23 protein-coding genes and 1 tRNA gene are annotated in these 24714 nt (G+C 61.0%); 9 read left to right on the forward strand and 15 right to left on the reverse strand.

The features are described from left to right. Positions 1-71: 71 nt before the first annotated feature. From BMY38_RS02360 to BMY38_RS02395, 8 genes are all read right to left on the reverse strand, one after another. On the reverse strand, positions 72-950 hold the full coding sequence (locus BMY38_RS02360; RefSeq protein ID WP_092759408.1) for an SDR family oxidoreductase: 879 nt from the start codon (positions 948-950) through the stop codon (positions 72-74). Further along, positions 947-1963, reverse strand: coding sequence for a tRNA epoxyqueuosine(34) reductase QueG (queG, locus tag BMY38_RS02365; RefSeq protein WP_092759410.1), 1017 nt, complete (start codon positions 1961-1963; stop codon positions 947-949). Before queG ends, BMY38_RS02360 begins: the two co-directional genes overlap by 4 nt. Continuing rightward, positions 1963-2628, reverse strand: a complete 666-nt coding sequence (fzlA, locus tag BMY38_RS02370) for an FtsZ-binding protein FzlA (protein ID WP_092761095.1) — start codon at positions 2626-2628, stop codon at positions 1963-1965. The genes queG and fzlA overlap by 1 nt, the downstream gene beginning before the upstream one ends. Positions 2629-2659: 31 nt before the next feature. Next, positions 2660-3388, reverse strand: a complete 729-nt coding sequence (mtgA, locus tag BMY38_RS02375; RefSeq protein ID WP_092759412.1) for a monofunctional biosynthetic peptidoglycan transglycosylase — start codon at positions 3386-3388, stop codon at positions 2660-2662. Positions 3389-3478: 90 nt separating this feature from the next. Next, positions 3479-8017, reverse strand: a complete 4539-nt coding sequence (gene gltB / locus BMY38_RS02380) for a glutamate synthase large subunit (RefSeq protein ID WP_092759414.1) — start codon at positions 8015-8017, stop codon at positions 3479-3481. Beyond that, complete coding sequence (locus tag BMY38_RS02385; protein ID WP_092759416.1) at positions 8014-8217, reverse strand: hypothetical protein; 204 nt, start codon at positions 8215-8217, stop codon at positions 8014-8016. Before BMY38_RS02385 ends, gltB begins: the two co-directional genes overlap by 4 nt. Next, positions 8214-8921 (reverse strand): hypothetical protein, encoded by a 708-nt coding sequence (locus tag BMY38_RS02390; RefSeq protein ID WP_092759418.1) that lies wholly within the window; start codon positions 8919-8921, stop codon positions 8214-8216. The genes BMY38_RS02385 and BMY38_RS02390 overlap by 4 nt, the downstream gene beginning before the upstream one ends. A gap of 109 nt (positions 8922-9030) precedes the next feature. Beyond that, on the reverse strand, positions 9031-10554 hold the full coding sequence (locus BMY38_RS02395) for an NAD(P)-dependent oxidoreductase (RefSeq protein ID WP_092759420.1): 1524 nt from the start codon (positions 10552-10554) through the stop codon (positions 9031-9033). 208 nt (positions 10555-10762) lie between these two features. On the opposite strand from BMY38_RS02395, the gene BMY38_RS02400 reads away from it, so the two are divergent. Next, positions 10763-11563, forward strand: coding sequence for an undecaprenyl-diphosphate phosphatase (locus BMY38_RS02400; RefSeq protein ID WP_092759422.1), 801 nt, complete (start codon positions 10763-10765; stop codon positions 11561-11563). Between the two features lie 150 nt (positions 11564-11713). Here the strand turns inward: BMY38_RS02400 and BMY38_RS02405 are convergent, their stop codons facing one another. Next, positions 11714-12697 (reverse strand): complex I NDUFA9 subunit family protein, encoded by a 984-nt coding sequence (locus BMY38_RS02405; protein ID WP_092759424.1) that lies wholly within the window; start codon positions 12695-12697, stop codon positions 11714-11716. 139 nt (positions 12698-12836) lie between these two features. Between BMY38_RS02405 and BMY38_RS02410 the strand changes: the two genes are divergently transcribed. The 7 genes from BMY38_RS02410 to BMY38_RS02440 all read left to right on the forward strand — a co-directional run bounded on the left by BMY38_RS02410 (position 12837) and on the right by BMY38_RS02440 (position 16822). After that, positions 12837-12923, forward strand: a tRNA-Leu gene (locus tag BMY38_RS02410). A 97-nt stretch (positions 12924-13020) separates the two neighbouring features. After that, a complete protein-coding gene (locus tag BMY38_RS02415) occupies positions 13021-13635 on the forward strand; it encodes a ribonuclease D (RefSeq protein WP_092759426.1) in 615 nt (204 codons plus the stop codon). Between the two features lie 76 nt (positions 13636-13711). Beyond that, positions 13712-14275: a hypothetical protein gene (locus BMY38_RS02420; RefSeq protein ID WP_139204637.1), complete on the forward strand. Its 564-nt coding sequence runs from the start codon at positions 13712-13714 to the stop codon at positions 14273-14275. A 12-nt stretch (positions 14276-14287) separates the two neighbouring features. Beyond that, positions 14288-14773, forward strand: a complete 486-nt coding sequence (gene lptA / locus BMY38_RS02425) for a lipopolysaccharide transport periplasmic protein LptA (RefSeq protein ID WP_092759430.1) — start codon at positions 14288-14290, stop codon at positions 14771-14773. Positions 14774-14781: 8 nt separating this feature from the next. Continuing rightward, positions 14782-15543, forward strand: a complete 762-nt coding sequence (gene lptB, locus BMY38_RS02430; RefSeq protein ID WP_092761097.1) for an LPS export ABC transporter ATP-binding protein — start codon at positions 14782-14784, stop codon at positions 15541-15543. Positions 15544-15752: 209 nt separating this feature from the next. Next, a complete protein-coding gene (hpf, locus tag BMY38_RS02435; RefSeq protein WP_092759432.1) occupies positions 15753-16322 on the forward strand; it encodes a ribosome hibernation-promoting factor, HPF/YfiA family in 570 nt (189 codons plus the stop codon). 32 nt (positions 16323-16354) lie between these two features. Next, positions 16355-16822 carry a PTS sugar transporter subunit IIA gene (locus tag BMY38_RS02440; RefSeq protein ID WP_092759434.1) on the forward strand — a complete coding sequence of 156 codons (468 nt, stop codon included), beginning with the start codon at positions 16355-16357 and terminating at the stop codon, positions 16820-16822. Here BMY38_RS02440 and BMY38_RS02445 read toward each other — a convergent pair. From BMY38_RS02445 to cysQ, 6 genes are all read right to left on the reverse strand, one after another. Continuing rightward, complete coding sequence (locus BMY38_RS02445) at positions 16819-18195, reverse strand: hypothetical protein (RefSeq protein WP_092759436.1); 1377 nt, start codon at positions 18193-18195, stop codon at positions 16819-16821. The two genes, BMY38_RS02440 and BMY38_RS02445, sit on opposite strands and share 4 nt — an antisense overlap. Beyond that, entirely contained in the window at positions 18185-19879 is a 1695-nt protein-coding gene (locus BMY38_RS02450) for a DUF5927 domain-containing protein (RefSeq protein WP_175495744.1), read from the reverse strand. Before BMY38_RS02450 ends, BMY38_RS02445 begins: the two co-directional genes overlap by 11 nt. Continuing rightward, the gene (locus BMY38_RS02455) at positions 19876-20886 is read right to left on the reverse strand and encodes a glycosyltransferase family 2 protein (RefSeq protein ID WP_092759440.1); all 1011 of its coding nucleotides are present in this window, start codon (positions 20884-20886) and stop codon (positions 19876-19878) included. Before BMY38_RS02455 ends, BMY38_RS02450 begins: the two co-directional genes overlap by 4 nt. A 130-nt stretch (positions 20887-21016) precedes the next feature. After that, a complete protein-coding gene (locus BMY38_RS02460; RefSeq protein ID WP_092759442.1) occupies positions 21017-22039 on the reverse strand; it encodes a glycosyltransferase family 2 protein in 1023 nt (340 codons plus the stop codon). 6 nt (positions 22040-22045) lie between these two features. After that, positions 22046-22927 carry a UTP--glucose-1-phosphate uridylyltransferase GalU gene (galU, locus tag BMY38_RS02465; RefSeq protein ID WP_092759444.1) on the reverse strand — a complete coding sequence of 294 codons (882 nt, stop codon included), beginning with the start codon at positions 22925-22927 and terminating at the stop codon, positions 22046-22048. Positions 22928-22993: 66 nt separating this feature from the next. Then, positions 22994-23791: a 3'(2'),5'-bisphosphate nucleotidase CysQ gene (gene cysQ / locus BMY38_RS02470; protein WP_092759446.1), complete on the reverse strand. Its 798-nt coding sequence runs from the start codon at positions 23789-23791 to the stop codon at positions 22994-22996. An 87-nt stretch (positions 23792-23878) separates the two neighbouring features. Here cysQ and BMY38_RS02475 point away from each other — a divergent pair, with 87 nt between their 5' ends. Then, positions 23879-24700 carry an ABC transporter permease gene (locus tag BMY38_RS02475; RefSeq protein WP_092759448.1) on the forward strand — a complete coding sequence of 274 codons (822 nt, stop codon included), beginning with the start codon at positions 23879-23881 and terminating at the stop codon, positions 24698-24700. The last annotated feature ends 14 nt before the right edge of the window (positions 24701-24714 follow it).

Genomic DNA, 24714 nt, shown 5'->3' on the forward strand with positions numbered 1-24714 from the left:
CCTGCCTACCTGCACTCTGCGTTGCATCTATAAGGCATGTCTTACAGCAATTTGGCACAGCAAGGAACGCCTCATGTTTGCACGATCCCCGAATCGCGGTCGCGCTGCAACAGGTTCGCCAGACCGCTGCGGTAATCGGGGAAGCGCAGGGTCACGCCCAGGTCCGCCTTGATGCGATCATTTCGCACCCGTTTCGATTCGGCATAGAAGCTGCGCGCCATCGGACTCATCTCGGCTGCTTCAAAATCCACTTCCGGCGGCAGCGGCAGGCCCAGCAGTTCGGCAGCATGGCCGATCACATCCTGCGGTGGAGCCGGGTCGTCGTCGCACAGGTTATAGATCGCGCCGGGGTCGGGCCGGGCGATGCTGGCCATCAGCACCTGCGCGATGTCATCGACATAGATGCGGCTGAAAACCTGACCCGGTTTCACGACACGCCGGGCGCTGCCGTTGCGAACCTTTTCGAACGGCCCACGACCGGGCCCATAGATCCCGGCCAGGCGAAAAATATGCAGGGGCGCACCTGTTCTGGCCGCCAGATCCTGCCATGCCGCCTCCGCCTCTACCCTAAGGCGCCCGCGGCGGGTCGTGGGGGTCAATGGCGTGTCCTCGTCTACCCAGCCGCCGTCATGATCGCCATAAACACCCGTCGTTGAAAGATATCCGACCCACGCCTTTGACCCCAGATGCGTCTCTAACATTGGCAGATACGCATTCAGGACCGGATCGCCCGTCACGTCCGGTCCGGCGGAAATCAGAACATGGCTCGCCCGTGCCAGCGCAGTGTCCAGCGGCGCACCGAAGATCACCGGCTCCACGCCCTCGGCGCGTAAGGCCTCGGCCTTTTCATCTGACCGCGTCGTGCCGATGACCGTCCAGCCTTGTGCCAGCAGGAGCGGCGTCAGCGCACGGGCCGAGTAACCGTGCCCGAAGCTCAACAACGTCTTCATATCCGCTCCACGGCCCAACGCGCTGCGTTCGAGACGCCGGCATCCGGGTCTTCGCACAGACCCTGCACAAAGGTTTTCAGGCGATCCGACCGAGAATTTCCAATCGCGTAACAGACATTCCGCACCATTCGATCCCGTCCGATCCGCTTGATAGGGCTGCCACTGAACCGTGCTCGAAATGCAGTATCGTCCAACATGGCCAACTCATCAAGATCAGGGGTGCGATGCGGGCCATGGTAGCGCAGGTCCGATGCCTCGACCGCAAACTTGTTCCACGGGCAAACCGCCAGACAATCGTCACAGCCATAAATGCGGTTACCCAAGGCAGGGCGTAGACCTTCATCCACCGGACCGCGATGTTCAATTGTCAGATAGGAAATGCACCGGCGCGCATCTAATTGAAACGGCGCGGGAAAAGCATCGGTTGGACAGATGTCCAGACATTTGCGGCACGATCCGCAATGCTCGGCCTCGGGCGCATCCGGCTCCATGTTCAGCGTCGTGAAGATTGCCCCCAGAAAGACCCAGTTGCCGAAATCGCGTGACAGAAGGTTGGTATGTTTTCCCTGCCACCCCAGACCCGCTGCCTGCGCCAGCGGCTTTTCCATTACCGGCGCGGTGTCGACGAAGACCTTCACCTCGCAGTCGCCCTCCGCGACCATCCAGCGCGCGACGCGTTTCAGCGCCTTCTTGACCACGTCATGATAATCGCGCCCCTGCGCATAGACCGAAATCGCCCCATGTTCGGGTCTGTTCAGGTCATTCAGCGGATCGTGTCCGGGCGAATACGAATGCGCCAGCATCACGACCGACCGTGCTTCTGGCCAGAGTGCCGCCGGATTGCCGCGCCATGTCGAACGCTCGCCCATCCAGGTCATCTGACCATGATATTCCGCGTCCAGAAACGAAGCCAATTGTCCGGGCGCTTTCGGAATGGCATCCGGCGCGCACACCCCGACAGACACGAATCCCGCCGCCCGCGCCTCGGCCTCCAGCCGGACACGGAAGGACATCAGAAATCCAGATCGGCGTAGTGTTTCGCCGGTCGGAATCCCGGCACCACATCCGCCAGGATCGAACGGAACGCCGGGCGGGACTTGATCTTGGAATACCAGTCGCGCACGGCCTGATTGCGACCCCAGTCAACGTCCGAACTATAGTCCAGGCACGACAGATGCGCGGCAGCGGCGAAATCGGCGACGGTCAAGTCCGGCCCCGCAAGCCATCGCGACCGATCCAGCAGCCAGCCCATATAGTCGAGGTGGAACTTGATCGCCTTTACCCCATCCTTGACGTTTGCCCCGTCGGGATAGCCCGCGCGCGTCAGCTTCTTGTTGACCCGCTCATAGACCAGCTTCGATGTCACCTCGTGATGAAACTTGTCGTCGAACCAGGCCACCAGCCGCCGCACCTCGGCGCGATGCGCCGGGTCCCTGGGCATCAGCATCGGGCTGGAGTTCGTCTCCTCCAGGTATTCGCAGATCGCCCCCGAATCCGACAGCGTCAGCCCGTCGATTCGCAGGACCGGCACTTTACCCGCGGCGTTGCGGCGCAGAAACTCGGACGACGCTTCCCAATAGCGTTCGTCGATCAATTCGACGTCGAGTTTCTTCTCGGCCAGGACAAGGCGGACCTTCCGGCAGAACGGTGACAGGGCAAAATGATAAAGCTGAATCATGGGACCGGGATGCCCTGTGTCGGCGGGATTTTCAATCCTCGAAGCACGCCGCGCGCCCATCTGAACGGATCGTCGCTGCTCCATCCTGCACGCGGCGGGCCTTGCGCTGCAACGCAGGGGTCATCGCGGCGGCATTCCTGTCCTTTGGGTTCGGCAGGATCGAAGCCAGGGCGGCGGCCTGCGGCGCACTCAGGTCCCCGGCATCGACCCCGAAATACAGTTGCGCGGCCGCCTGCACGCCAAAGACGCCCTCGCCGAATTCGGCCATGTTCAGATAAACCTCGATGATCCGCCGCTTGGGCCAGAGCGTTTCCATCAACGGTGTCAACCCCGCCTCCAGCGCCTTGCGCAGCCAGCTTCGACCCTGCCACAGAAAGACATTCTTCACGACCTGCTGGCTGATCGTCGAAGCCCCGCGCCCGGCTCCCGCCTCGATCGCATCGCGAATGGCGGCGACGTCGAAGCCCCAATGACGACAGAAATTCGCGTCCTCGGCGGCGACGGCGGATCGGGCCATCACCGGCGCGATGGCATCGATATCGACCCACTGCCGCTCGACCTCGCCCAGCCGCAGCCCCTCGGCCAGAATATAGGGTGTCGTCGGCGGGTCGAACCAGCGATAGGCCAGCACCCAGACGACCACGGCGACCGCACCCCACAGGGCAACGCGCCACAACAGGCGCAAACCACGACGGACCAGTTCTCCGATCCGGGGTCGCAGGCCTGTCTTGGCCGACTTCTTCGTTTTCTTCCGCGCCATCGCCTTCACCAACCGGCACGGCGCGTCCGGGTCAAGGAAGACCCTGCCTGATTCCTGGTCAGGCGGGGCAATACAGTCACAAACAAGGGACTATTCCGCCGGAATCGCGCCCGCCTCCTCGCTCAGCGGGGCCTTCAGATGGATCAGCATCTCCTTCGGGCAGATCTGCAGGAAGTTACCGCGCTCATTTTCCCAATCCGACAGGATGCGCTGCGCCTTCTTGGAGCCGGTTTCCCTTGCGTGCCGCTCCACCAAGGCACGCAACTGCGCGTCCCAATGGTCTACGGTCACAGGGCAGGTAACCAGCGTTTCCATGTTCATCAGCGTCGGGGCCGCGCCCGCAGGGTCGTACAGATACGCCATCCCCCCGGTCATGCCGGCGCCGAAATTCGCGCCGATCGTCCCCAGAATCACGGCAACTCCGCCGGTCATGTATTCGCAGCCGTTGGACCCGCAGCCCTCGATCACCACCGATGCGCCCGAATTGCGGACCGCAAAGCGTTCCCCGGCCCGACCAGCCGCGAACAGATAGCCATCGGTCGCACCATACAGGACCGTGTTGCCGATGATCGTATTCTCGTCCGCTTTCAAAGGGCTGGACATCGCGGGCCGCACCACGATCGTGCCCCCGGACAACCCCTTGCCGACGTAATCGTTGGCGTCCCCCGACACTTCCAGCTTCAGACCGGGGGCCAGAAACGCACCCAGCGATTGCCCGGCAGAGCCCTGCAATTTCACCGTCAGGTGATCCGGTTGCAGCGAATTGCGCATCCCGAACTTCGAGACGACATGACTGGAAATCCGCGTGCCCACGGTGCGGTGCGTATTCTGCACCGCGTATTGCAGCTGCATCTTCTCGCCGTCGTTCAGGAAGCGTTCGGCATCCTTCACGATCTGCGCGTCCAGCGTATCCAACACGGCATTACGGGGCTTGTTGCGGTCATACCTGATCCGATCCGCGCCATCGACGGTGATCAGCAGCGGGTTAAGGTCGAGGTCATCCAGATGCGCCGACCCCCGCGACACCTGGGTCAGCAGATCGGCGCGCCCGATGATGTCATCTATCGATCTGGCCCCGATCTCGGCCAGAATTTCCCGCACTTCCTGCGCGTAGAAGGTGATCAGATTGACCACCTTGTCCGCCGTGCCGGTGAACTTGGCGCGCAATTCGGGGTTCTGCGTGCAGACGCCGACGGGGCAGGTATTCGACTGGCACTGTCGCACCATGATGCAGCCCATCGAGATCAGAGCCGCTGTCCCGATGCCGTATTCCTCGGCCCCCATCATGGCGGCCATGACAATATCGCGCCCGGTCCGCAGGCCGCCATCCGTGCGCAGGGTCACCCGTTCGCGCAACTTGTTCATCGCCAGAACCTGATGCGCTTCGGTCAGGCCCATTTCCCACGGCAGGCCGGCATATTTGATCGATGTCGCCGGTGACGCCCCCGTCCCACCGTTATGTCCCGAAATCAGGATCACATCGGCCTTGGCCTTGGCCACGCCCGCCGCAATCGTTCCGACCCCGGATGACGCCACCAGCTTTACCGTCACCTTGCAGCGCGGGTTGATCTGCTTGAGGTCGTAGATCAGCTGCGCCAGATCCTCGATGCTATAGATGTCGTGGTGCGGCGGCGGTGAAATCAGCGTCACGCCCTTGGTCGAATGCCGCAGCCGCGCGATCAGGTCGGTGACCTTCATGCCCGGCAACTGCCCGCCCTCACCCGGCTTGGCGCCCTGCGCGACCTTGATCTCCAATTCCTCGCAATGGTTCAGGTATTCGGCGGTGACACCGAACCGTCCTGAAGCGACCTGCTTGATCTTGGCCGAGGGGTTGTCGCCATTCGGCTCCGGCACGAAATGCGCCGGGTCCTCGCCGCCCTCGCCGGAATCCGACTTCGCGCCGATCCGGTTCATCGCGACGTTCAGCAGCTTGTGCGCCTCGGGCGACAGCGCGCCCAGGCTCATGCCCGGCGTCACGAACCGCTTGCGGATCGAGGTGATGCTCTCGACCTCCTCGATCGGAATCGGCTTGGCCATCGGCTTGATCGCCAGCAGATCGCGCAGGTGAATCGGCGGGTTCGACTGCATCGCGTGGCTGAACTGCTTCCACAACTCATACGACCCGCGATCGCAGGCGGCCTGCAACATGTGCATCGTCTGCGCTTCCCAGGCGTGCTTTTCGCCCGACCGCCGCGCCTTGTAGAACCCGCCAATCGGCAGGATGTTCGACGTCGCCTGCCAACCCGTGGCGTGGATCGCCTCGGCCTTGCGCTGAATGCCGTTGGTGCCGATGCCGGAAATCCGCGACAGCATGCCGGGGAAGAACTCCGCAACCATCGCCCGGCTCAGACCGACCGCCTCGAAGTTGAGGCCGCCGCGATACGAGGAGACCACCGAAATCCCCATCTTGGCCATGATCTTCAGCAGACCCGCGTCGATGGCGCTGCGATAGCGGTCCACCGCCTCGTCCAGCGTGCAATCCAGCAAACCCTTGCCGATCCGGTCGGCCAGGCTGTCCTGCGCCAGATAGGGGTTCACGGTTGTCGCGCCGCATCCGATCAGCACCGCGAAGTAATGCGGGTCGATACATTCGGCAGACCGCACATTGATCGAACAGAAGGTCCGCAGACCCTTGCGCGTCAGCCAGGAATGCACGGCCGAAGTCGCAAGGATCATCGGCATCGCAACCTTGTCCTCGTCCTGCATCCGGTCGGTCAGCACGATATGCCCCGCACCGGATCGCACGGCGTCTTCGGCCTCGGCCCGGATCCGGTCGAGGTTGGCTCGCAGCGCACCGGGCGTGCCGCCGGTCGGGAAGGTGCAGTCAAGCGTGACGACCGAATCCTCGAAGTGTTCGAACATGGCCTGAAACTGGGCGTTGCCGACGAAGGGCGACGGCAATTCCAGAATCTCGGTCTGCGACGAATCCTCGTCCAGCACGTTCTTCAGGTTCCCGAACCGCGTCTTCAGGCTCATCACCCGGAATTCGCGCAGGGAATCGATGGGCGGGTTCGTGACCTGACTGAACGACTGCCGGAAGAAATGGCTCAGCGGACGGTATTTTTCCGACAGAACGGCGCTGGGCGTGTCATCCCCCATCGACGCCAGTGCTTCTTTTCCGTCCTCGGCCATCGGCGCCAGAATCTGCTCCAGCTCCTCGATGGAATATCCTGCCGCAACCTGGCGCGACCGCAGCGCGGCCCCCTCGTGAAGCGCCACTTCGGACACGTTGCGCGTCATCTCACCCAGGTTGGTGATCCGCTCGACCCAGTCCCCGAACGGACGGTCTGCTGCCAGTTTGTCCTTCAGTTTGGCGTCGTGGTACAGCTCGCCCGTTTCCATGTCGACGGCGATCATCTGGCCCGGCCCCAGCGCCCCCTTCTCGACCACGGTGGATTCGTCGACCGGCACCATTCCCGCCTCGGACCCGGCGATCAGCAGGCCGTCGCCCGTCAACGTATACCGCATCGGCCGCAACCCGTTCCGGTCCAGCCCGGCGCAGACCCAGCGCCCGTCGGTCATCGCCAGTGCGGCGGGTCCATCCCATGGCTCCATCACCGCGTTGCAGTACGAATACATGTCACGCCAGGTATCGGGCAGTTCCACAGCCGATTGCGACCAGGATTCGGGCACCAGCATCGTCTTTGCCATTGGCGCCGACCGCCCGGCCCGCACCATCACTTCGAAGACCGAATCCAGCGCTGCGGAATCGCTCGCGCCTTGCGGAATGATCGGCTTGATGTCCTCGGCCATCTCTCCGAATGCGCCCGAGGCCATTCGGATCTCGTGGCTTTTCATCCAGTTGACGTTGCCCTTCAGCGTGTTGATCTCGCCGTTGTGGGCCAGCATCCGGAACGGCTGCGCCAGCCACCACTGCGGGAAGGTGTTCGTCGAATACCGCTGGTGATAGATTGCGAAGGCGCTCTCGAACCGCGCATCCTTCAGGTCGGGGTAGAACTCCGCCACCTGCTCGGCCAGCATCATGCCCTTGTAGATCACGCCCCGGCACGACAGCGACGCCAGATACAGCCCGTTGATCTGGGCGGCAATCGCAGCCTTCTCGATCCGGCGGCGGATGACATACAGCTCGCGCTCGAAAGTGTCCTCGTCCACTCCCTTCACGTTGGAGATCAGAATCTGTTCGATCTCGGGGCGCGTCGCGTTGGCTTTTTCGCCCAGAACCTCGATGTTCACGGGCACATGGCGCCAACCGTAAATATAGTATCCCATCCGCAGGACTTCGGTTTCCACGATCGTCCGACAGATTTCCTGCGCGGTGAAATTGTCGCGCGGCAGGAAGATCTGGCCCACCGCGATCCGCAGCCCCTCGTGCGGCTCGTGTCCGGTGCGCCGGATCTGGTCCTTGAAGAACTCGACCGGGATCTGCACGTGAATGCCCGCGCCGTCGCCGGTCTTGCCGTCGGCATCGACCGCGCCCCGGTGCCAGATCGCCTTCAGCGCGTTGATCCCCGACTCGACCACTTTGCGCGACCGCTTGCCATTGACGTTGACAACAAGACCGACGCCACAGGACGCATGCTCGGATTCCTCGTGATAGAGACTGATTTCGCCCATCGCCTGACGGCGCTTCAGCTCATCGCGTTCCCAATCGGAAAAATAATGGGTCATGGATCATCTCCTTCGACGAAGAGGGATCGCGCCTCGTATTCGGCGCGTGTTTTTTTGGGGTGATCGCCCGCCAGCCGGGCATAACCGGGCGCGCGGTCGATATAGATTTCCGAGATCAGCGGGAAGTCATCGGCTTCCGCAAAGAACAGGCAGCGACCCGACAGGTTGCCCGACCGGCGATATACCGAAATATCCGTCATGCCACGCCCTCCGCATATTCGGCATACAGCCTCTCTACGCGAGTCTTGCGGCCCCGGATGATTGCGCCGATCACATCACTCAGCAGACCCGCATCCTTCAGCGCGCCAGCGATGTTATGCCGTCCCTTCGGCAGAACAAAGCGATGGACGCGGTTCATCTCGGGCGCGAAATCCAGATGCGCGACGTCCTCGCGGCACCCACCTCCCGCCGTCAGGTAATACTGCGTCTTTGTGTCGGCGAAGGTCCCGCCCACATTGTCGACGGGCAGATCGCCGAACTTATCCTTGATATCCGGCCAGCGCGTGTCATCCATCAGCGTGCGATCCATCGTCAGTTGCGGCGAAAAGGCGATGGCGCGCCGCACCCGGACATCACGCGGCAGCAGCAGCGCGCCAAAACCGCCCATCGAATTGCCCAGCGTCACGATTTCATCGATCCTCTCGGACTTTCGCAGATACCGGATCAGCTTGACGATGCGCCGCCACAGACCGGGAGCCGCGAACCAGGTTGCGCGCCGGTCGGTCACGAACAGCACGTTGTTCTTTCCCTTGTCCGAGGCTGATCCGGCAAACTCGTCCAGCGGCGCGCCACCGAAACCCGCCTTGAGGCCGGTGAAGACGACGACCATCCGCCGCGTGCTGCCGGGCAGCCAGCGCAAGATCAGCTCCTCGTCCTGAAGCACGGTATCGATGGTCGATGACATGAAATGTGAAGACCTCGCAAAGAGTCAGCCAGGCTGACGTTTCTCTTTACCGAATTACACCCTGTGTATGTACAGGGGGTGCACGGGGGGTGCACAGGGGGTGCGCCGGTTATTCGGCAGCGATCTCCGGCACGACAGAAGCCGAGAATTTCGCCAAAATCGCGTCAGCCGCCTCGCGTCCGTCGCGGATTGCCCAGACCACCAGAGACGCGCCGCGTACGATGTCACCCACTGCGTAGATGCCGTCCAGCGGCGTCGCGTGGGTGCGGAAATCGGCCCGGACAGTGCCCCAGCGCGTGACTTCCAGCTCCGGATGATCCCACAGCGTCGGCAGATCTTCGGGCTCGAAACCCAGCGCCTTGATGACCAGATCGGCGTCCTCGACGTAGTCTGCATCTTCGATCAGTTCCGGCGCCTGGCGACCCGTCGCATCCGCCTCGCCCAAGCGCATACGCTGGACGGTGACGCCGCTGACGATGCGGTGCATCGTTGCCACGTCCTCGCCCTCCAGCTCGATACCTTTCATATCGACGGCCACCCCGCCCGCCATGGCATCGCCCGCGCCTGCCTCAAAGCCCGTGGGCGCGGTCAGCCAGACGAAATCGACGCCCTCTTCCTCGGCGTTGGCGACTTCGCGCTGAGACCCCGGCATATTGGCCCTGTCGCGGCGGTACAGACACTTGACCGACCTGGCCCCCTGCCGGATGGCGGTGCGAACACAATCCATCGCCGTATCGCCGCCGCCGATCACGACGACGCGCTTGCCCTCGGCCGACAACTCGCCGCTGTCGAACTCGGGCACATCATCGCCGAAGCTCTTGCGGTTGGAGGCGGTCAGATAGTCGATGGCGCGCACAATACCCTGTGCATCATGGTTATCACCGCCCAGTTCGCGGGATTTGTAGACCCCGGTGGCGATGATCACCGCATCATGCTTTTCGCGGATGGCGTCGAAGGTAATGTCGCGCCCGACCGCGGTATTCAGCACAAACTTCACGCCGCCCTCGGCAAGCTGATCGTTGCGACGCTGAACCACGTCCTTCTCAAGCTTGAAGCCGGGGATGCCATACATCATCAAGCCGCCCGCGCGGTCATGGCGATCGTACACTGTCACCTGCACACCGGCCCGGCGCAGCACGTCCGCCGCAGCCAGACCGCCCGGCCCGCCGCCGATAATTCCAACCGATTCCTTGCGTTCGGTGCGCGGCTTTATCGACGGAACCCAGCCCATTTCGAAGGCCGTGTCGGTAATGTATTTCTCGACCGCGCCGATGGTGACAGTGCCGTGGCCGGATTGCTCGATCACGCAATTGCCTTCGCAAAGCCGGTCCTGCGGACAGATACGACCGCAGATTTCCGGAAAGGTATTTGTCGCCTGACTGATTTCATAGGCTTCCTGCAACCGTCCTTCAGCGACCAGGCGCAGCCAGTCGGGGATGTTGTTGTGCAGGGGGCAATGGGTCTGGCAGTAAGGCACGCCGCACTGGCTGCACCGGCCCGCTTGCTCGGCGGCCCGTTCGGCGGCAAATTCACGATAGATTTCGTCAAAATCATGCCGCCGCGCATCGGCTTCGCGCTTCTCGGGCGTCTTGCGATCGACGGTCACGAACTGAAGCATCTTACTGACAGCCATCGGTCCCTCCTGGAGAAATTCAAGCCCCGAATATCCGAGGCGCTACGGAATATAAAGTCAGCAATGCTGACCTATATTCCGATTTATTTGCGAATTCTACCTGTCAGGCGGAAATAATGCGCCATTAAAGGACCGAAGCGGTCCTACCAGACCTCTTTCCTTCGCCTACCCGCTTCGACAGTGTGCGGGAAAACAAAGTGAGTCGAGCATGGCCATCTGGCATCTTATCCTTCTGGCGCTGGTTCAGGGCGTTACCGAATTCCTGCCCATCTCCTCCTCGGCCCACCTGATTCTGGTGCCTGCCGTATTGAACATTCAGGATCAGGGCGTAGCCCTTGATGTGGCGCTCCATGTCGGCACCCTGGGTGCTGTCGTCCTGTACTTTCGCGCTGACGTCGCCCGCGCCCTTGCCGGCACCATCGGTCTGTTCCGGCGGCGCTGGGGACCCGACGAACGCCTGGCGGCCGGCCTGGCCATCGCCACGGTTCCTGTGGTCATTATCGGCCTTGTCCTCAAGGTCACGGGTGCAGCGGATGCCATGCGATCCGTCGTGGTCATCGGCTGGGCGACAATCGGATTCGGTCTGCTGCTCTGGTGGTTCGACCGGCGCGGGGGCGAGACCCGCACCATTGCCGACTGGACCTTGAAGCATGCACTGATCTTCGGATTTTGGCAGGCCATCGCGCTGATCCCCGGAACCTCGCGGTCCGGCATCGCCATCACCGGCGCACGGGCCCTGGGCTATGCACGTGAAGATGCGGCCCGAATTTCGATGCTGATGTCGATCCCGACCATCCTTGCCTCTGGTGCATTGTTGTCGATCGACGTGATCGGGCAGGCCGACGGAGCCTTGTTGCGGGATGCTGCGATCGGAGCGGTCATGGCTTTCATCGCCGCTTTGACTGCGCTGTCATTGATGATGCGGCTGCTACGCTCGGTCAGCTTTACACCCTATGTGATCTATCGCCTGATTCTGGGAACGACCCTGCTGATCTGGGCCTATGGCTAGGGCTCGCAGGTAAAACCGGCACCGACCCGCCCACCCAACATCGTAAAACTTCGATGAGGCTTTGTGACTTGCGCGCGCTTCAGTCAGATCGCGTGATATGTCTGGCACGCCAACATGCAGAACCGGAACATAGGGCCGTTTGGCCGTCCGTCAGGTCTTCATGTTCCGGGCGCTGTCCTTGATATCTGAATACTGCCCCGACGGCCGGAACCGCCACAGGTAACCGGGCAGAATCGCCTCCATCGAGGTGGGTGCGATGCCCAGCGCGTCGAAACCCGGATACTCGCCGGTAACAATGTTATCATTCGCCAGGTTGCGGACCTGATCGCGGGTCAGGGTGCCATTGTGCAAAAGTCCCCCGGTGATCGTCTGACCCATATCGAGGACCCACGCCATGATCCGCGCGACGAAGAACGGCACGGTCAGCAAAAGGGCGCGGCGTCTGATCACATGCAGCATGGTTTGCATCAGTTCGCGGAAGGTATCGACGTCCGGGCCGCCCAGTTCGTAGATACCTGCCTGTGCCCTGCCCTCGACACCAAGCGCAGCGGCGGCGGCAACGTCGTCGACGAAAACCGGCTGAAATTTCGTGTTAGGGCCGACGACGGGCAGGACAGGAGCCAGACGCGCCATTCCGGCGAAGCGATTGAAAAAGTTGTCCTCCGGCCCGAATATCAGCGAAGGGCGCAGAATTACGGCGTCGGGCATATGTTGCGTCACACCCGACTCTCCCTTGGCCTTGGAGCGGGCATAATCGCTGTCGCTGCCCGCGTCGGCCCCGATGGCGCTGACGTGGACCATACGGTCGATACCCTCCGCAGCGGCAAGACGTGCGATGCGGGTCGCCCCTTCGGCCTGCACCGCATCGAAGCCGTTCTTGCCGGACTCTGACAGGATGCCGACGCAGTTCACCACAGCATCGGCACCCGACAACGCTGCGGCAACCGAGGCATCATCGCGGATATTGGCGAAAACCGGCACCACCTGACCGACGGCCCCGTACATGCGCACGAAATGCGCTTCGTTCGGACGACGCATGGCGACGCGGACGCGCCAGCCCTGCTTGGCCAGGCGACGGGCGATATAGCGACCGACGAAACCGGAACCGCCGAATATTGTGACGAGCTTCTGCATGGGACGCGCCTTTCGTGTTGCCGCATCGGATACCGCCCGGCGCGGGTCCGGGCAAGGGTGGCAATGGTCGCGACCAAATTTCCCGGTGCAGGCGATTGACACCACCTGAAGCCGGATATACCCACCCCGCACCGTGGACGCCCAGATGGCGGAATTGGTAGACGCGCTGGCTTCAGGTGCCAGTTCTCGCAAGGGAGTGGAGGTTCGAGTCCTCTTCTGGGCACCACGGTCTACCGAACATGAAACGCCCGGCGCGCCTCCTTCCAGGGCCGCCGGGCGTTCGTGTTTTCAGACTGCCGGTTTCTGGACGAAGGACGCATGCCATGACGATCACCCTGCACAAGAACGATCTGCCCGATGGGATGCACCTTGGGTCGTCAGTCGCCATCGACTGCGAAACCATGGGCCTGAATCCGCATCGTGACCGGCTTTGCCTGGTGCAGTTGTCGTCCGGTGACGGAACAGCGCATCTGGTGCAGATTGCCAATGGCCAGACGGCGGCTCCCAACCTGTCCCGGTTGGTGAACGACCCGGACGTGCTGAAACTGTTTCACTATGGCCGCTTCGACATCGCGGCGATGTACCATGCGTTCGGCGCGCTGGCGCAGCCGGTCTGGTGCTCCAAGATCGCATCGCGTCTGGTCCGCACCTATACCGACCGGCACGGCTTGAAAGCTCTGCTGCAGGAGCTGTTGCAGGAGGATATCTCCAAGATGCAGCAGACGTCGGACTGGGGGGCGGAGGATCTGACCGAGGCGCAGATGGCTTATGCCGCGTCAGACGTGCTGTATCTGCATCGCCTCAAGGCCGCACTGGACGACCGCCTTGCCCGCGAGGGCCGGACCGAGATCGCGCAGGCCTGTTTCGATTTCCTGCCGACCCGTGCGAAGCTTGACCTGATCGGTTATCCCGAGACGGATATCTTCGCCCATTCCTAATACGGCGCGACAGCACTACATCACATCCATGATCATGCGTGACACCCTGAATCCCGTTCGCAGCCGGATTATCCGGTTGGCGACGCTTCTCCTGCCGGTATTGGCGTTGATGCTGTTGTCGACGCTTTTCCTGGTGGCGCGCAGGGTGAACCCCGACGATGCCATTCCTTTCGCCGACGTGGATGTCTCGATGCGCGCCCGCGAACAGCAACTGACGATGCCACGCTTCACCGGCGTATCTAGCGGCAGCACCGCTTTCGATCTTTCGGCGCTGCTTGCCCGGCCCGATGTCGCCGATCCCCGCCACATGACCGCCGAAGCCCTGCGCCTGATTCTGCGCGACGATCTGGGCGGTCAGGCCATCGTGATCTCCAACGAGGGCGATATCGACACCGGAAAGCGTAACCTGATCCTGACAGGCGACGTGCGGATCGAAACCTCGACCGGCTACGCCCTGATGACCGATCGATTGGAGGGGTCGCTGGCGGACCTGTCCATCACATCGCCTGGCAAGATCACAGGCACCGGTCCACTGGGCGATCTGCGCGCCGGAAGCATGGAGATTTCGGAACGTGCGGACGGCACCGCACGGCTGGTGTTCACGAACGGTGTCGACCTGTTATACAGACCTCCAACCTGAATTGGATATCTCATGTTCTTGCGCCTGATCCTTCCGCTCCTTCTTGCGCTGTTCCCCGCTCTGCCCGCCGCCGCGCAATCGGCAGCGATCGGATTCGGGCAGGGCGATTTCGACCGGTCCGCCCCTGTAGAGGTCACGGCAGACAATCTTGAGGTCGACCAGGCCTCCGGACGCGCCACCCTGACTGGCAATGTCGTAATCGCGCAGGGCGACCTGCGGCTGTCGGCGAACCTGGTGACGGTCGATTATGCTACCACGAACGGCAACCGCACGATCGAGCGTCTGAACGCCGAGGGCGATGTTCTGATCGTTGCCGGTCAGGATGCCGCCGAAGGACAGACGGCGGTCTATACCCTTGGCACGTCGGACATTCTGATGACCGGCGATGTCGTTGTGACTCAGGCCGCTGGCACACTGGCGGGCGATCGCGTGGCGATCAACCTGAACTCGGGCGCAGGCACGGTGACGGGACGCGTGCGAACCACGCTGCAACCGTGACCGGCGATATGACCCAGATCGAACCGGTGCTGTCCGTGACCCCCGGCGACGGCGGGTTGTCGATCCGAAACCTGCGGAAATCCTATCGCAAGCGCCCGGTGATCCGCGATGTGTCGATGGAACTGGCGCGTGGCGAAGTCGTCGCCCTGCTGGGGCCGAACGGGTCGGGCAAGACGACAACTTTCTATTGTATCGCGGGCCTGGTGACGCCGGATGGCGGGCGCGTCGCACTGGACGGCGCGGATGTGACCTATCTGCCGATGTATCGCCGCGCCCAGGCCGGGATCGGCTATTTGCCGCAGGAAATGTCGATCTTTCGCGGACTGACGGTCGAACAGAACATCATGGCCATCCTTCAGATCGCCGAACGCAAACCTCACCGTCGTCGCGAACGGCTGGAGGAGTTGCTGGGCGAATTTCATATCGAACACCTTCGCCGGGCCTCGGCGATGGCGCTGTCGGGCGGAGAACGCCGCCGGGTCGAAATCGCGCGCTGCCTCGCGGCGAATCCCCGTTATCTGCTGCTGGACGAGCCGTTCGCGGGTGTCGATCCGATTGCCGTGGGTGACATCCGCGCCCTGGTGGTCGAACTGAAATCGCGCGGTATCGGAGTGCTGATCACCGACCATAATGTCCGGGAAACGCTGGAAATCGTCGACCGGGCCTATATTTTGCACGATGGCGGCGTTCTGATGTCCGGCAGCCCGGACGAAGTCGTCCAAAACGACAATGTGCGTCGCGTCTATCTGGGCGAGGGATTCTCGCGATAAGATGCTATTGGGTCGATTGCCATGCGTTTCAAGATTGACAGACCCCCGATTAAAAGCGCCCAATCGACGAATGGAGCCCCTCTCGCTGCACCTGTTCCCCTGGCGGAAACGCCTGTGCAGACCCCGGTCGCAGATTGCGGCACGGCAGCGGACCCGTCAGGACAAGATCGACGGGACGAGTGGCTTCGGTACTCAATACAGGAGCTATCATGCGCTATCAGATCACCGGAAAGCAGATCGACATTGGCGAAGCTTTGCAGACTCACGTGCAGACCGAACTCGGCTCGGTGATCGACAAGTATGCGCAGCGACCGACCGATGCCATAGTGGTGTTCTCCAAGTCCGCGCACGAATTCATATGCGAATCGACTGTCCATCTGTCGACTGGCCTGACCGCGCAGGCCAAGGCCAAGGCAACCGAAATCTATGCCGCCTTCGACGCCTGCGGCGAGAAGATGGACAAACAGTTGCGCCGTTATAAACGGCGTCTCAAGAACCACCATCAGGACCGGTCCCGTCCGGTTGAACTTTCGGGAGCGTCCTCCTATATCCTCGCCGCCGAAGGGTCCGAGGATGAGCCCGACTCGCTGGCCCCCGTGATCGTGGCCGAAATGCAGACAAAAATCCCGTCTCTCTCGGTTGGAGAGGCGGTCATGCAGATGGAATTGACCGGCGCGCCCGTGCTGGTTTTCAAGAATGAAAAGGGCGGTAGCGTAAACGTGGTCTATAAACGTGAAGACGGAAACGTCGGCTGGATAGACCCCGCAACCAGCACCTGAATTGGTCCGAAGTGGCCGAACGAGGATGAGCAATGCAGTTAAGCGAAATCCTGGCCCCTGGGGCTGTTAAGGTATTGCCGAAAGCGTCCAGCAAAAAGCGGCTGTTCTGCGATCTGGCAGAGATTGTGCAGGATTTGCACGGGGTGGACTACAACTCCGCCTTCAGCGCCCTTCAGGAACGCGAGGCGCTCGGCACAACGGGTGTGGGCGGCGGTGTCGCCCTGCCCCACGCACGGCTGGAAGGGCTCGATCAGGTCCACGGCGTTTTCGTGCGGCTGGAAACTCCGCTCGATTTCGACGCAACGGATCGTAAGCCGGTCGATCTGATCTTTTCGCTGTTCGCGCCCGAAGGGGCAGGTGTCGCGCACCTCAAGGCTCTGGCACTGGTATCCCGGACCCTCCGGGAGGCGTCGGTCTGTGCCAAGCTGCGGGCGAATGGCGATCCCGCGATTCTCTATACCGTTCTGACGGAAGCGCAGGCGTCGGTCGCCGCCGCCTAGGCATTCTTCCAGCGCTTGAAACCGAATGCGAGGAAATCGCGACGATAAGCATCGACGCAGGCATCCTCGATCTCTTCTGTTGAAATGTCTGTCAGCAGATCCCGGTCCGGCAGGGCAAAAACCGGCGAAGGCTTCTCGGCAAGTTCGGCCAGACGGTCCAGCTCCCTCTGCGCCTCGCCTTCGCGGATGATACGTTGTGCCAGAACGGTTTGCGCCTGACCGGCCAGCAGCGCCGATTGACTGGCCCATTCCCGGGCGACCGGAAGCGAGGACTGGCCGTTTAGATTGGCCTTCAAAAACTTCAGAAACCCCAGAAACGCATCTGACCCGGACCCGTCCAGATCAACCGCATGCTGATTGGTCAATATCCGGCGCAGATTGTTCGCCTGCGGTCCCTTGGCGCTTAACAGGGTGCGAAACGCATCATGGGCACGGGCGAGCGGATGCCGGACCACTGCGAAGCTGACGAAATTCTTGGTCTTGCGCATCCATGGGCGCAATTGCTTCTGCGTCATCCCCTCGGTCGGGGCCACACCATCCAGCGCCGTCAGCCAGTCCCGGACCGCATCGTCCGGTCCCCCGGGCAGAGGCAGGGCCAGCAACGGACTGTCCGCCGCCGCCATGAGCGTCGGAATGGCAGGGCCCCGCACAGGTTCGGCATTGACGGATCGCGACAGCAGGAACGGGTCCAGCGTCGCCAGATGCGCGCGCATCTGATCGGGATTCTCCAGCTTGTCCTCGACTTCACCCGGATTCTGTCGCTTCAGCTTGCCCGGCACCTCGGTCAGTCGATCACCCGACCCCAGAAACGCGGCCAATCCGTTCAGAACGTCGAGATCGCCGATATCGTCATAACCAATCCAGAACGCTCCCTGCCCCGATAGCTGCAAGTGTCGCTGGATCCGATCGCGGAACTGGCGCTGGCGTACGATCAAGGCATCGAAATCCGACCCGACGAATGTCGCCTTGGCGGACTTTGCCATCTTCGGGTTGGTCAGACGCCATTGGCCTGTTTGTGACGCAATCGCCAGCGAGACATAGCTGTCCAGAGGATTACGCGTCAGCACGACCTTGCCGATTCTCGGATCGTCAAGCAGACGATCAAGGACACGGGGGTCGTGATCGTGGAAAAACCGCAAGCCGGTCAGGCCCGGCTGGTCGACAATCCTGTCGAGCAGGGGCAGCGGGTCGCGTTCGCGGGCGGCAATGTCGATCCCGAAAAGCTCGCGTCCGTTGTGTGTTCCGATGAACGATGGATTGAAGACCTCCCCGTGGCTCGTCACATCGGACAAGGTGTTCAGCGATTCTTCCAGGTGATTTGACCCTGTCCGCATCTCGGCAAACATGACGAATGCATCGAACCTAGCGGACATTTTGCGATCTTTCCTGCGCGGCACGATTGATCCGGGTCGGCATGGACCCGAAGTCGCCCACAACCTGCGGTTTTATGCCCCCGTTCCGAAGTTGTAACAGGAAGTCAGGCAGACCGGAGATGTCGCGCATCTGGGGCAGATCGGTCAGGCGGCGGGGGCCGGGGCCGGTGATTTCATCAAGAATATTCTGCAGCTTTTCGATTGGCTGTTCCACGAATTCAGCCAGAGTCCAAAGATGCACGCGCGCTGCTACGCCTGTCGCCCTCAGGGTCCGCAGAAACATTATTTCAGCTCGCTGCAATCGTGCGGCCTCGGCCTTGATTTCATCGAAGTCCATGTTCGATGTATGCAGCGGAACCACCCAGGCTCCCGAGATGATGGCCAGCGTCGCATTCGGATCGCGAGCCAGAAACGATCCGATCTGGGGCGTGTCGCCCGGACCATAGAAGAATGACTGCCGCTCACCGCGCGTGGACCACAGAAGGTTCGTCAAAAACTGTTCGGGCCTATAGTCGCGCAAGGCGGGACTGTCAGACAGGCAACCGTTCATAACGGTTTCTCCGCCGGCAAATTCAACCTGGTCCGGATGATACAGGTGGCCGTGGACACGCCCCCCCAACCGACGGGCGAGCCAGGGTTCGAACTGATGGAAAACCTGTTCGAACCCCGAGAATACATTGTAGCGAGCACAGCTCAGGCCGTTCTCGAAACCCGGTGCGGGAAAGCGCGCCTGACTGTACAGGCCCGGACGACCACGGCCCCGCCGTTCGTTTGCCTTGGAGAATACCCGATCAATCTTTCCGGGATTCGGATCCGCATGGCGTTTGATCGGCCGCTCATCGTCGAGGAAAGTGGAATACAACCGTTCCGCATGGGGCCAGATCTTGCGTGCCACAAAACAGTCCGACCGTTCCAGCAACGGCTGATGATCGTCGTAGAAGACATGTGGTTTCCCCTGGACGTCGAATTTCGACAACGTCAGCGAATGGCTTTCGATATCAGCGGAATATCGCCGCGAGAGAGACTGAAAATAGCTTTCATCAGGAATCCAGACCTTGGAGAAATAGCTATCGACAGCGGGTCGGTCCGGGGCATTGAGAATCGACTCCAGCGTGCGACGGGTCAGACACCACCACTGGCTGCCCAAATGCGGCGAGATGCCGTCGGGGATGCGCCGCCGCAACCCGAACCGCCGCTGAAGCCGGACGTAGGTGTCGAAGGCACGCCGGTTCTTTCGCCACGAAAATGGAAAGCGCAGGGTGAACCGCTCCGTCTCCAGCCCATCGACTGTCCATGTAACCTGATGCGTCGTCACCGATTCGATGAAATCGGTTTCAGGGTGGGTCGCCAGATAATCCTTCAGTTGTGCCACAGGCCGCAGTGGCAGACAGGACCCTGAAGCCAGAAAGACGTGCCGCACATCCGGGAAGTTATCGAGCAGGCGCTCGGCCGCGAATTGGGTGGCCCGCACCAAAGACCATGTGCCCCATTCCACCCGCGTCCGCCGGGAAAACCGGACCAGCGGTTCGCCCTGGAACCGATCACGGAAATCCTTGAACGTGCGCGGTTTGACCTTGCCGTCGACATGGATGATGACCGGGCAATCGTTCGCCGCGAAATAGCGCGCGACCTGTTCGGCACGATCGAACGCGGTGTGCACCAGGAGAACGAACCCCAGAGTCACGCCCAGTTTCCCTTGGAAATCAGCCCGAGAATTTCGAGCTGGCGCCAATTTACATAGCGTTCGGACCACTTGCACCAGAGGTCCGCCGATACATCCAGGCCATCGGAATAGGCCCTGTATTCGTCGCCACGGCGATAATGTTCCGACCGTTTGGCTTCCTCGGCGGCGCGCTCGACGAACAGGCTTATGAACTTGGCATGCAGCAACACACCCGTCGTCTTTTCGCCGCCACTCGCATCGTATGTCAGGTTCAAGCCGCGCGGCAAAAGTGCGTGGGTGGAGCTGACATAGACGAAATCCTTGTGCCATTTAACCAGCGGCACCTTGTTGAGCGCCGGGGCCGTTTTCGGTGTCGTGGCAAAGAAGGCGCGCGCGCGGACGCCGCCCTGAATCCAGAGGTTCTCATAAGTCGAATTACGCTCGAACATGTAGTTGCCGCTGTCGAACCAGGTGGCGATTTCGAAGGGATTTTGTCCCTCGGAATACGTCTGTCCGCCAATCGGCCCCTTGGGATACATATCCAGCAGCATAGCCCCGAAACTGCGTATCGAGCTGGCATCGAGCCAATCGGTCAACGCGCGCAGGGGGCGGGTGTCGCAGAACGGGTAAACCAGAAATTCATCCACATCGACCGTCAGCGACCAATGGCGATGCGCATATTGCCGTTGCAGCCAGTTCAGCCAGTCGACCCCGAACGCGGACTTTGCATAACTATGGGATGTCGACCAGACCGAGACATCCGTCTGTTCGGTCAGAAATTCGCGCGTCCCGTCGTCGCTTCCGTTGTCGACGAACAGAAAGTGGTCGACACCCAGTTTGCGATAATACTCCAGAAAATACGCCAGCCGCAGACGTTCGTTGCGAACTGTCGTGAACGACAGAATCGCACCAGGCCGGATGACGTGTGTCCGGTCGCTGACGACCGAAAGCTGACGTCGGCGGCGAAGCGCGCGCACCCGCCAGTACCGGCGGCGCAATCGCATTCTGTAGGACGAAATCAGTCCCATCGCGTTGCCAGACCCCGCCGTAACACATCATTATTCCCCAATTGGACTTTGACCATTGTTTCCATTGATAAATCAATCTGGGCACCTGCCGAAGATTGTCGCATGATTCTATTTCGCAACTGTTTACGCATCAATCCCACCCGCCCCTCGACAACAGACCGAGGCCTTCAAGCTGTTGCCAGCCATGATATCGCGTCGAAGCTTCAGTCCAGAGAACTGGGCCCGAGGCCAGAGCGTCATAGTACTCGTCATAGAGGTTTGAATTTTCAAAGTGTTGGCGACGTGACATTTCTTCGACGGATTTTGACAGAATTGTCGGCAGAAACTTGGTGTGCAGCAGGATACCCGTCGGAGCTTCGCCCCCGTGCCTGCCGTAGACGTGATTCAGGTATCGCGGAAGCAAGGAATGTGTGGAGCTGACATAGGCATATCGTCGGTTCCATCGCACCAGCGGCACTTTGGACAAGGTCGGTGCGCGGCGCGGGTCGGCGCGAAAGAACGCGCGCGCACGCGGCCCGCCCTGTACCCACAGGTTCTGGAGTTTGGGCTGGCGGATCATGACGTAATTGCCGGCGTCGAAGTATGGAATGCCCGCGATAGGGTCTTTTTCAGGGTCCGACGCACCCGATCCCAGTGCCCCGCGCGGATACATGTCCAGCATCATCGCGCCCATCGTCGGCCGACCGGTCACGTCCAGCCAATCCGTCAATGCGCGCAGATTTCGGCGATCATGATGGGCGTAAACGAACAATTCATCCGCATCCAGCGTCAGGCACCAGTGGCCGTGCCCGTATCGTGCAAGCAGCACGGTCAGCCAGTCGACGCCGAAGCGTGACGCCTTGTATCCATGCGGCGTGGTCCAGGTCGACACGTCGGGCTGATCGGCCAGCCACTTTGCCGTCCCGTCGTCGCTGTCATTGTCGACGATCAGAAAGTGATCGATACCAAGCGCGCGGTGGTGTTGCACAAAATACGGCAGGCGGTCCATTTCGTTCCGCACCGTGGCGAAACAAAGGATTGCGCCTGCCGCAATATCGTCGGTGCGGTCACGCAGCGGTGACAGTTGCCGTCGCTTCGCAAACGATCGAAGCAACAACCGCCGACGTCTCCAGCGCAGCTTGTAGGCCAGCCAGAGGTCAGCAGGACGCGACATGCCAGGTTAAGTTCCGCTCAGGCTCAGATCGGACAGGAAGGCGGAAAGCTCATCCCGCAGGTCGGGCCGGGCCAGCCCGAAGGCGACCGTTGCCTGCAAAAACCCGGCCTTGGACCCGCAGTCATATCGCTGACCTTCGAAGCGAAACCCATAGACGCCGTCACCGTCGATCTCTCGGGCGATGGCATCGGTCAGCTGGATCTCGCCACCCGCACCGGCACCCAGCCCGGTCAGGTGCTTCATCACCTTCGGACTGAGGATATAGCGCCCGATCACGGCCAGGTTCGACGGTGCGGTCCCGGCTTCGGGCTTTTCCACCATACCGCGCACCCTGGAGGTTTGACTATCCGTGCTATCGACATCCAGGATACCGTAGGACGAGGTACGGTCCGGCGCGACCTCCATTGCGGCGACCATGCTGCCGCCGGTTTCGGCATAAGCCTCGATCATCTGGGCAAGACACGACGTTTCGGCGGCGATCACATCGTCGGGCAGGATCACGGCGAAGGGTTCATTGTGGATCATCCGGCGCGCGCAGGCCACGGCATGGCCCAGCCCTTTTGCGCGATGCTGCCGAATATAGGCGATTTGCCCCGAATCCATCGTCGTGCGCTTCAATTCTTCCAGGAGATCCAGCTTTTTCTTCTTGCGAAGTTCCTGCTCAAGGATGGGACTGTCGTCGAAATAGTCCTCCAGCGCCGACTTGCCGCGCGATGTCACGAAGATAAACTCCTTGATGCCGGCCGCACGCGCTTCGTCGATCGCATATTGGATCAGGGGCCGATCCACGAGCGTCATGATTTCCTTGGGAACCGATTTCGTAGCCGGCAGGAATCTCGTTCCCAGGCCTGCGACCGGGAAGATTGCCTTAGTGACTGTCCGCTTCATTTGACCACTCTCTCAAGTTCAGAATTCCTTATCGCGTGACACAGAAATATGCTGGATGCCTGACAATCAATGCTTTTTGAGATCGACCCCCGGAGCGAGCGCGATGAAGAACGGATTCTCATAGCCCGGCTTGCCATATGTCAGCGGTGTGTGATCGTTAAAACGCACCACCTGACCGCCCGCACCTGACAGCACGGCATGCCCTGCTGCGGTATCCCATTCCATCGTTCGACCCAGTCGCGGATACAGGTCCGCCTCGCCCGTGGCGACCAGGCAGAACTTGAGGGATGAACCTGCGGATTTCAGATCCGAGACCGCATATTTGCCGATGTAATCATCTGTTGCCTGATCGCGATGCGACTTGCTGGCCACGACCGAAAGGGCCGAATTATCCGCTTTAGAGACTGAAATAGGGGTGCAAATGCCGATCTTGTCCTGATTGAAAGGTCCCGTTTCCTCGACTGTCGTGCCATCGGCCTGGGTCCAGAACAAGCGGTCGCGGGCAGGGGCGTAGACCACCCCCCGGACCGGCGTGCCATCTTCGACCCAAGCGATATTGACGGTGAAATCGCCACGACGTTTCACGAACTCTTTCGTGCCATCCAGAGGATCAACGATGAAAAAGTTTCCAGCTTCCAGATCATGGGTCGCCGACTGTTCTTCGGTGATTAACGCAGCATGGGGGAAAGCCGCCTGCAGGCCAGCGGAAATCAGCGTGTCAGCGGCTTCATCGGCTTCGGTTACCGGACTTTCGTCTGATTTTGAACGCACTTCGAAGTTTGGGTCAGCATAGATTTCCATGATGCGGTCACCTGCCTGCAACGCAAGTTTGCGAAGCGTTAACATCATTTTGTCGAATTCCATGCCTAGATCCCCCTGGAAACGCTGTCGCTGACACGGCAGGCTTATGGTAAGGTCCCGGCAAGGGGCAAGCGCAGGCAGGAAGCGTCAATGTTCAAGATCGAACGCCGGGATACGATGACGACTCGTGCGTTTACCCTGGCAGAGTTGATTTTTCATGCCACGGTCCGGCAGATCCGAAAGGGCCATTCCAGCGGCCTTCAGGCGCTGTTCATGAGCATTCTGCAATCGGTGATCTTTATCGCCGCCTTCGTTGTGATGTTCAGCGTTCTCGGACTGCGCGGCAATGCCATCCGGGGCGACTTCATTCTTTACATCATGACAGGCGTCTTTCTGTTCATGACCCACATCAAGGCGATGGGCGCCGTCGTCGGGGCCGAGGGCCCGGCTTCGCCAATGATGAAACATGCGCCGATGAACACAGTGATATCGATCACAGCAGCGGCCTTGGGGTCGCTTTATGTGCAATCGCTGTCAATGTTCCTGATCCTGTTCGGTGTCCACGTTGCCTGGAACCCGATTGTCATTGAAAATTTTGGCGGCGCGGCAATGATGTTCCTGTTGGCATGGTTTGTCGGGGTGGCCATCGGCATGGTCCTGCTCGCCTTGAAGCCCTGGGCGCCGAACTTCGTCCAGGTCGTCAATTCTATCTACAGCAGGGTGAACATGATCGCCTCGGGCAAGATGTTTGTAGCCAACATGCTGCCGGCCAAGATGTTGGCGTTCTTCGACTGGAACCCGCTGTTCCACGCCATCGATCAGTCGCGGGGATACACATTTATCAATTACAATCCGCATTACACCAGCTGGCAGTATCCTCTGAAGGTCGGTTTGGTTCTTCTGGTGATCGGCCTGATGGGTGAATTCTATACCCGCCGTCATGCGTCCCTGTCCTGGTTCGCAGGGAAATGAGGGGTTATGCTGCC

The sequence above is a fragment of the Jannaschia helgolandensis genome, from assembly GCF_900109285.1.
In the GTDB taxonomy this organism is placed as follows: Bacteria; Pseudomonadota; Alphaproteobacteria; order Rhodobacterales; family Rhodobacteraceae; genus Jannaschia; species Jannaschia helgolandensis.

Excerpts from the sequence above, each read along its gene's own strand:
- galU (WP_092759444.1), bottom strand. The coding sequence starts at position 22,927 with ATGAAGCGGACAGTCACTAAGGCAATCTTCCCGGTCGCAGGCCTGGGA.
- hpf (WP_092759432.1), top strand. The coding sequence starts at position 15,753 with ATGCGCTATCAGATCACCGGAAAGCAGATCGACATTGGCGAAGCTTTG.
- BMY38_RS02475 (WP_092759448.1), top strand. The coding sequence starts at position 23,879 with ATGTTCAAGATCGAACGCCGGGATACGATGACGACTCGTGCGTTTACC.
- BMY38_RS02395 (WP_092759420.1), bottom strand. The coding sequence starts at position 10,554 with ATGGCTGTCAGTAAGATGCTTCAGTTCGTGACCGTCGATCGCAAGACG.
- BMY38_RS02390 (WP_092759418.1), bottom strand. The coding sequence starts at position 8,921 with ATGTCATCGACCATCGATACCGTGCTTCAGGACGAGGAGCTGATCTTG.
- BMY38_RS02385 (WP_092759416.1), bottom strand. The coding sequence starts at position 8,217 with ATGACGGATATTTCGGTATATCGCCGGTCGGGCAACCTGTCGGGTCGC.
- queG (WP_092759410.1), bottom strand. The coding sequence starts at position 1,963 with ATGTCCTTCCGTGTCCGGCTGGAGGCCGAGGCGCGGGCGGCGGGATTC.
- lptA (WP_092759430.1), top strand. The coding sequence starts at position 14,288 with ATGTTCTTGCGCCTGATCCTTCCGCTCCTTCTTGCGCTGTTCCCCGCT.
- BMY38_RS02400 (WP_092759422.1), top strand. The coding sequence starts at position 10,763 with ATGGCCATCTGGCATCTTATCCTTCTGGCGCTGGTTCAGGGCGTTACC.
- cysQ (WP_092759446.1), bottom strand. The coding sequence starts at position 23,791 with ATGGAATTCGACAAAATGATGTTAACGCTTCGCAAACTTGCGTTGCAG.
- gltB (WP_092759414.1), bottom strand. The coding sequence starts at position 8,017 with ATGACCCATTATTTTTCCGATTGGGAACGCGATGAGCTGAAGCGCCGT.
- mtgA (WP_092759412.1), bottom strand. The coding sequence starts at position 3,388 with ATGGCGCGGAAGAAAACGAAGAAGTCGGCCAAGACAGGCCTGCGACCC.
- BMY38_RS02440 (WP_092759434.1), top strand. The coding sequence starts at position 16,355 with ATGCAGTTAAGCGAAATCCTGGCCCCTGGGGCTGTTAAGGTATTGCCG.
- BMY38_RS02445 (WP_092759436.1), bottom strand. The coding sequence starts at position 18,195 with ATGTCCGCTAGGTTCGATGCATTCGTCATGTTTGCCGAGATGCGGACA.
- BMY38_RS02460 (WP_092759442.1), bottom strand. The coding sequence starts at position 22,039 with ATGTCGCGTCCTGCTGACCTCTGGCTGGCCTACAAGCTGCGCTGGAGA.
- BMY38_RS02415 (WP_092759426.1), top strand. The coding sequence starts at position 13,021 with ATGACGATCACCCTGCACAAGAACGATCTGCCCGATGGGATGCACCTT.
- fzlA (WP_092761095.1), bottom strand. The coding sequence starts at position 2,628 with ATGATTCAGCTTTATCATTTTGCCCTGTCACCGTTCTGCCGGAAGGTC.
- BMY38_RS02405 (WP_092759424.1), bottom strand. The coding sequence starts at position 12,697 with ATGCAGAAGCTCGTCACAATATTCGGCGGTTCCGGTTTCGTCGGTCGC.
- BMY38_RS02360 (WP_092759408.1), bottom strand. The coding sequence starts at position 950 with ATGAAGACGTTGTTGAGCTTCGGGCACGGTTACTCGGCCCGTGCGCTG.
- lptB (WP_092761097.1), top strand. The coding sequence starts at position 14,782 with ATGACCCAGATCGAACCGGTGCTGTCCGTGACCCCCGGCGACGGCGGG.
- BMY38_RS02455 (WP_092759440.1), bottom strand. The coding sequence starts at position 20,886 with ATGGGACTGATTTCGTCCTACAGAATGCGATTGCGCCGCCGGTACTGG.